The 255-nt window shown below is 60.0% G+C and carries 1 protein-coding gene; it reads right to left on the reverse strand.

Annotated features, from left to right (window positions below):
- Positions 1-255, reverse strand: a 255-nt coding sequence (locus tag R0J87_RS22485; protein WP_498889100.1) for an alanine--tRNA ligase-related protein, incomplete at both ends; no start/stop codon positions are given.

Consider the following 255-nt stretch of genomic DNA (forward strand, 5'->3'; position numbering starts at 1 on the left):
GACATACGTCGGCGGTCAGGTCGAGCGGGAAGCCATACGTATCGTGCAGCTTGAACGCAAGTTCGCCGTCGAGTGTCTTGCCGCCCTTCTTTTCGAGGTCGGCCAGCGCGTTTTCGAGAATCGACATGCCGTGCTCGATCGTCTCGAAGAAGCGTTCTTCTTCCTGACGCAGCACGTCGGTCACGCGCTGTTGTGCGTCCTTCAGTTCAGGGTACGCGCCGCCCATTTGCGCGACGAGATCGGCCACCATGCGAT

The sequence above is a fragment of the Halomonas sp. SIMBA_159 genome, assembly GCF_046536035.1.
GTDB classification, from domain to species: domain Bacteria; phylum Pseudomonadota; class Gammaproteobacteria; order Pseudomonadales; family Halomonadaceae; genus Vreelandella; species Vreelandella venusta_A.